5 protein-coding genes are annotated in these 5,727 nt (G+C 76.1%); 3 read left to right on the top strand and 2 right to left on the bottom strand.

Annotation, left to right across the window (positions count from 1 at the left end):
- From BJP40_RS06300 to BJP40_RS06310, 3 genes are all read left to right on the top strand, one after another.
- Window positions 1-768, top strand: a 768-nt coding sequence (locus BJP40_RS06300; RefSeq protein ID WP_177204317.1) for a peptidoglycan recognition protein, incomplete at its 5' end; no start/stop codon positions are given.
- 373 nt (window positions 769-1,141) lie between these two features.
- Window positions 1,142-2,224 (top strand): NDP-sugar synthase, encoded by a 1,083-nt coding sequence (locus tag BJP40_RS06305; protein ID WP_071279316.1) that lies wholly within the window; start codon window positions 1,142-1,144, stop codon window positions 2,222-2,224.
- 64 nt (window positions 2,225-2,288) lie between these two features.
- Window positions 2,289-3,293, top strand: coding sequence for a DNA-3-methyladenine glycosylase (locus BJP40_RS06310; RefSeq protein WP_071279317.1), 1,005 nt, complete (start codon window positions 2,289-2,291; stop codon window positions 3,291-3,293).
- 178 nt (window positions 3,294-3,471) lie between these two features.
- Here BJP40_RS06310 and BJP40_RS06315 read toward each other — a convergent pair whose 3' ends face one another.
- Both BJP40_RS06315 and cofD read right to left on the bottom strand, forming a co-directional pair.
- Window positions 3,472-4,818 carry a coenzyme F420-0:L-glutamate ligase gene (locus BJP40_RS06315; RefSeq protein WP_071279319.1) on the bottom strand — a complete coding sequence of 449 codons (1,347 nt, stop codon included), beginning with the start codon at window positions 4,816-4,818 and terminating at the stop codon, window positions 3,472-3,474.
- On the bottom strand, window positions 4,815-5,727 hold a 913-nt coding region (gene cofD, locus BJP40_RS06320), incomplete at its 5' end, for a 2-phospho-L-lactate transferase (RefSeq protein WP_071279321.1). The genes cofD and BJP40_RS06315, both read right to left, overlap by 4 nt.

Below are 5,727 nucleotides of genomic sequence, written 5' to 3' on the forward strand. Positions count from 1 at the left end.
GCGGGCGCCTCCGCCAGCCCCGCCCCGCCGGCGGCACCGGACCCGGGGCGCGGCACCGGCCGCGAGCCCGCCGCCGACCCGGTCGCGCAGCCCCCCGAAGCCGGGGCGGGGGCCGGGGAAGCAGTCGAGGCCGCCGAGGAGGCCGACGCGGCCGCCTCGTACACCGCCCCCAAGCCGAAGATCGTCACCCGGAAGGGCTGGGGCGCCGACGAGTCACTGCGCGAGAGCACGTTCCTCTACACCTCGACGGTGCGGGCGGCCTTCGTCCACCACAGCGCCACCGGCAACGACTACACCTGTGCGCAGGCCCCCTCCGTCCTTCGCAGTATCTACCGCTACCACGTGTCGAGCCTGGGCTGGCGGGACATCGGCTACAACTTCGCCATCGACAAGTGCGGAAACATCTACGAGGGCCGGGCCGGCGGCGTCGCCAAGCCCGTGCAGGGCGCGCACACACTCGGCTTCAACTCCCAGACCACGGGCATCGCCGTGCTCGGCACGTTCACCTCCAGCGCACCACCCGCCGCGGTCGCCACCGCCGCGGCCAAGCTGACGGCGTGGAAACTCGGCCTCTACGGCAGGGATCCCCGCGGCACGGCCACCCTGACATCGGGCGGCGGCAACCTGTACAAGAAAGGCACGCAGGCCAAGCTGAAGGCCGTCTCCGGGCACCGTGACGGATACGCCACGGAATGCCCGGGGGAGAAGCTCTACCAGAAGCTCGGCGCGATCCGCACCGCCGCCGCCGGGCACCAGGGGAGAAGCTGAAGGGGCGTCAGTTCCGGACCACTCCGTCAGCCCCCTGAGCAGGCGCTCCGCGTTCTGCCTACACTGTCCGCTCGTACTGATCGTATGACCGCGATCTCCGGACGGGGGCCCGGCCGGACGAGCCCGGGGGAAGGCGCCCGGCCGGAACGCCGGGCCCCGCCCCGGGCACGCGGCCGTGCGGCGGGAGGCGCTCCCCGGTGGGACGCCCGCGCCCGCGACGACAGGCCGGCAGCAGACGACCCCACAGCACAAGCACACAGCAGACCAGCAGACACAGACCCGACAGCAGGCCACGGACCGCAGGACGCAGACGACCCCCCACGACGCAGAGCGTGACTCATCGGCCGGCCCCAGCAGGAAGCAGAGACGACAGGTGACGGAAGCGATCCTTCTGGTCGGTGGCAAGGGAACCCGGCTGCGGCCCATGACGGTCAACACGCCCAAGCCGATGGTGACCGCGGCGGGCGTGCCGTTCCTCACCCACCAGCTCGCCCGGGCCCGGGCAGCCGGTGTGGAGCACATCGTGCTCGCCACCTCGTACCTCGCCGAGGTCTTCGAGCCGTACTTCGGCGACGGCTCCGCGCTCGGCCTGCACCTGGAGTACGTCACGGAGGAGGAGCCGCTCGGCACCGGAGGCGCGATACGCAACGTCGCCTCGCGACTCCGCTCCGGCCCGGACGACCCGGTCCTCATCTTCAACGGCGACATCCTGACCGGCCTCGACATCCGGGCCCTGGTCGACACCCACCGCACCTCCGGCGCCGACATCTCCCTGCACCTCACCCGCGTCGAGGACCCGAGGGCCTTCGGCCTCGTCCCGACCGACGCCACCGGCCGCGTCACCGCCTTCCTGGAGAAGCCGCAGACGCCCGAGGAGATCGTCACCGACCAGATCAACGCCGGGGCGTACGTCTTCCGCCGCTCCGTCATCGACACCATCCCCACCGGCCGCCCCGTCTCGGTCGAGCGCGAGACGTTCCCGGACCTGCTGGCCGCCGGCGCCCACCTCCAGGGCATGGTCGACTCCACGTACTGGCTGGACCTCGGCACCCCGCAGGCGTTCGTGCGCGGCTCCGCCGACCTCGTCCTCGGCCGCGCCCCGTCCCCGGCCGTGCCCGGCCGGCGCGGCGAGCGACTGGTCATCGAGGGCGCGGACGTCGCCCAGGACGCCAAGCTGACCGGCGGCACGGTCGTGTGCGCGGGCGCCGTGGTCGGCGCGGGCGCCACCGTGGACGGCAGCGTGGTCATGGCGGGCGCCACCGTGGAGCCGGGCGCCGTGGTGGTCGACTCCCTGGTCGGCGAGGGCGCCCGGATCGGCGCCCGCACCGAGCTGTACGGCGCGGTCATCGGCGACGGCGCCCAGGTGGGCCCCGACAACGAGCTGCGCGGCGGCGTGCGGATCTGGTGCGACGCCCACCTGGCCGCCGGCTCCGTCCGCTTCTCCTCGGACCAGTAGCGCGGCGGACGCCGGGGCTACGCTGTTCGGGTCCGACACCCGCAGCGAGAACCCCGGAGGCCCGGTGGCAGGCCGCTACGCTCCGCGCGCCGGCGCCCTCGCGGGCGGGCGGCTCCCGCACCCCGCCCGCCCCGTACCGGCCCGGCCGGGCAGCACCCGCACCCGCACCTGGACCCCGCCCTGGCCGCTGGAACCGGCGCTCACCCTGGCCCCGCTGCGCCGCGGGCCCGGTGACCCCACCTTCCGCACGGCCCCCGACGGCGCGGTCTGGCGCACCTGCCGCACCCCGGACGGCCCCGGCACCCTGCGGGTCGCCGCACGGGGCACCGACGTCGAGGCGCAGGCGTGGGGCGACGGCGCCGCATGGCTGCTGGACACGCTGCCCGACCTGCTCGGCGGGCGCGACGACCCGGACGCGTTCACGCCCCGCCACCGGCTGCTCGCCCTGGCCCGGCACCGCCGGCCCGGCCTGCGCCTGGTCCGCACCGGCCTGGTCATGGAGTCGCTGATCCCGTCGATCCTGGAGCAGAAGGTCACGACGGACGAGGCGTACCGCGCGTGGCGGCTCCTCGTCCGCGCGTACGGCGAGCCGGCCCCCGGCCCGGCAGCGGCGGCGGACCTGCGGCTGTTCGTAGTGCCGGAGCCGCGGACCTGGGCCCTGGTCCCGTCCTGGGAGTGGCACCGCGCGGGCGTGGACGGCAAGCGGTCGGCGACCGTCCTGCGGGCGGTCCGGGTGGCCCGGCGCCTGGAGGAGGCGGCCGCGATGGAACCCGAGGACGCCCGGCGCCGCCTGGAGCTGGTGCCCGGCATCGGCCCGTGGACCTCCGCCGAGACCGTCCAGCGCAGCAACGGAGCCCCCGACGCGGTGTCCGTCGGCGACTACCACCTGCCCGGCATCGTCGGGTACGCCCTGGCCGGGAACCGCGACGCGGACGACGCCGAGATGCTGCGCCTGCTGGAGCCGTACGCGGGCCAGCGGCACCGGGCGGCCCGACTGATCCTGCTCAGCGGCCGCACCCCGCCCCGCAGGGCGCCCCGCATGACGCCCGGCGACATCGCGTCGCTGTAGCACCGCGCCGCCGCCCCGGAACCCCGGGCGCGGCCCGGTTCCCCGCGGAGGACGAGCCGTTTCTGCCCCCCGGCCACGGCCCCCGGCGGCACCCCGCGGGGAAGCCGACCGCCGCCGGGCGGGCCGATCCGGTCGGAGCGCCCTCGGCGGCAGCCCGCCGCGCCGCCCGCCCGGTACGTCACCGCACGGTGAGGAAGTCCTCCGGGTCCCGCACCGGGCGGTCCGCCGTCGGCTGCGCCGGGTGGCCGACGGCGACCGCGCCCATGGGGTCCCAGGTGTCCGGCAGGTCCAGCACGTCCCGGACGACGTCGCGGCAGAACATCGTCGACGACACCCACGCCGACCCCAGCCGCTCACCCGCCAGCGCCACCAGGAAGTTCTGCACCCCGGCGCCGGCGGCCACCACGAACATCTCCCGCTCGGCGGCGGCCCGGCGCGCGTCCGGGTAGGCGTGCGCGCCGTCGGCGACGAGGCAGGGCACGACCAGGCAGGGCGCGTTCCGCAGGACGTCGCCGCGCCGGACCCGCCGGGTGACGGCGGCCTCGTCGAGTCCGTCCGCCCGCAGGTCGGCGACCCACGCGTCCCGCATGGCGTCCAGCAGCCGCCGCCGCGCCCCCGCCGACTCCAGCAGCACGAACCGCCACGGCGCGGTGTGGTGGGGCGCGGGCGCCGTCACCGCCGCCGCGACCGCGCGCCGCACCGCGCCGGGGTCGACGGGCGCGTCCGTGAACGCCCGTACGGTGCGCCGCAGCGTCACCGCCTGCCGGACCGCCTCGGACGTGCCGAGGCGGAACATGTCGCTGCCCGGGTCCCGGACGAGCGCCCGCGCGCCCGGCCCGTCGTCACCCTCGGCGGTGACGAGGTGCGCGAGGCCCCGGACGACGGCGACCGGCCGCCCGGCCGTCTTGCCCTTCACGAGGTCCCCGGCGGCGGCCAGTTCGTCGCCCCCTGCCACGACGGTCGCGACGAGCGGGTTTCCGTACGCGTCGGTGCCGCCGCGCAGGTCGTCCAGGACCCGCACTCCGGCCGCCCCGATCGCCACGTCCGTCAGCCCGCTGCGCCAGGGCCGCCCGAAGGTGTCGGTGATGACGACGCCGACGGTGACGCCGAGGGCGTCCCGCAGGCCCGAGCGGATCGCCCGCGCGGAGCCGTCGGGGTCCTCCGGCAGCAGCAGGACCGTCCCGGCGGGGGTGTTGGACGCGTCGACCCCGGCGGCGGCCATGACGAGGCCGTTGCGGTTCTCGACGATCCGCAGCGTGCCGCGCCGGGCCACCACCCGGACCGCCTCGGCGTCGATGGCGGCCTCACGGTCGGCGGCGGCGACGATCCGCCCCTCGGCCTTGCTCACGATCTTGGAGGTGACCAGTACCACGTCCCCGTCCGCGAGGCCGGGTTCGGCGGCGGCGATCAGCTTCGCCAGGTCGTCGCCCTCCCGGACCTCGGGCAGACCGCCGGGCGCCCACACCCGGTACGCGGCCTCCGCCCCGCCCGCGGGCCCCTCTGCGGGGGCGTCCCCCGGGGTCACCCCCGCACCTCGCGGACGTCCTCCGCGAGCCGCAGGGCCTCGGCGGCCATCGCGGCGGCGGCCGCCACGTCGGTCATCAGCAGCGGCACGGCCCGGCAGCGGATCCCGGCGGCCTCCACGTCGGCGACCGCCGCCTCGTCGACGGTGTCCACCAGCCAGCCGTCCAGCAGCCCGGAGCCGTAGTGCGCGGCCACGGCCGCCGCCGTCGCCTCGACACCGACGGCGGCGAGCACCTTGTCGGCCATGCCCCGCACCGGGGCGCCGCCCACGATCGGGGAGAGGCCGACGACCGGCACACCGGCCTCCGCGATGGCCTCCCGGATGCCGGGCACCGCGAGGATCGTGCCGATGCTCACCACCGGGTTCGACGGCGGGAAGAGCACCACGTCCGCCTCGGCGATCGCCTCCAGCACCCCCGGCGCCGGCTTGGCCTGCTCCGCGCCCACCGGCACGACCGCGTGCGCGTCCACGGAGGCGCGCAGCCGCACCCAGTACTCCTGGAAGTGGATCGCCCTGCGCTGCCCGTCGACCTCGACGGCGACGTGCGTCTCCACCCGGTCGTCGGACATCGGCAGCAGCCGCACGCCCGGCTTCCACCGGTCGCACAACGCCTCGGTGACCGCGCTGAGCGGGTACCCGGCGCCGAGCATCTGCGTGCGGACGATGTGGGTGGCGAAGTCGCGGTCCCCGAGCCCGAACCACTCCGGCCCGACGCCGTACGCCGCCAGTTCGCCCTTGACCCGGAAGGTCTCGTCCGCCCGTCCCCAGCCCTGCTCCTCGTCGATGCCACCGCCCAGGGTGTACATCACCGTGTCGAGGTCGGGGCAGACCTTCAGCCCGAACAGATGGATGTCGTCACCGGTGTTGCCGATGACCGTGATGTCCGCGTCGGGCGCGGCCGTCTTGAGG

Origin of the sequence: Streptomyces sp. CC53 (assembly GCF_001865245.1) — a bacterium.
Classification (GTDB): Bacteria; Actinomycetota; Actinomycetes; order Streptomycetales; family Streptomycetaceae; genus Streptomyces.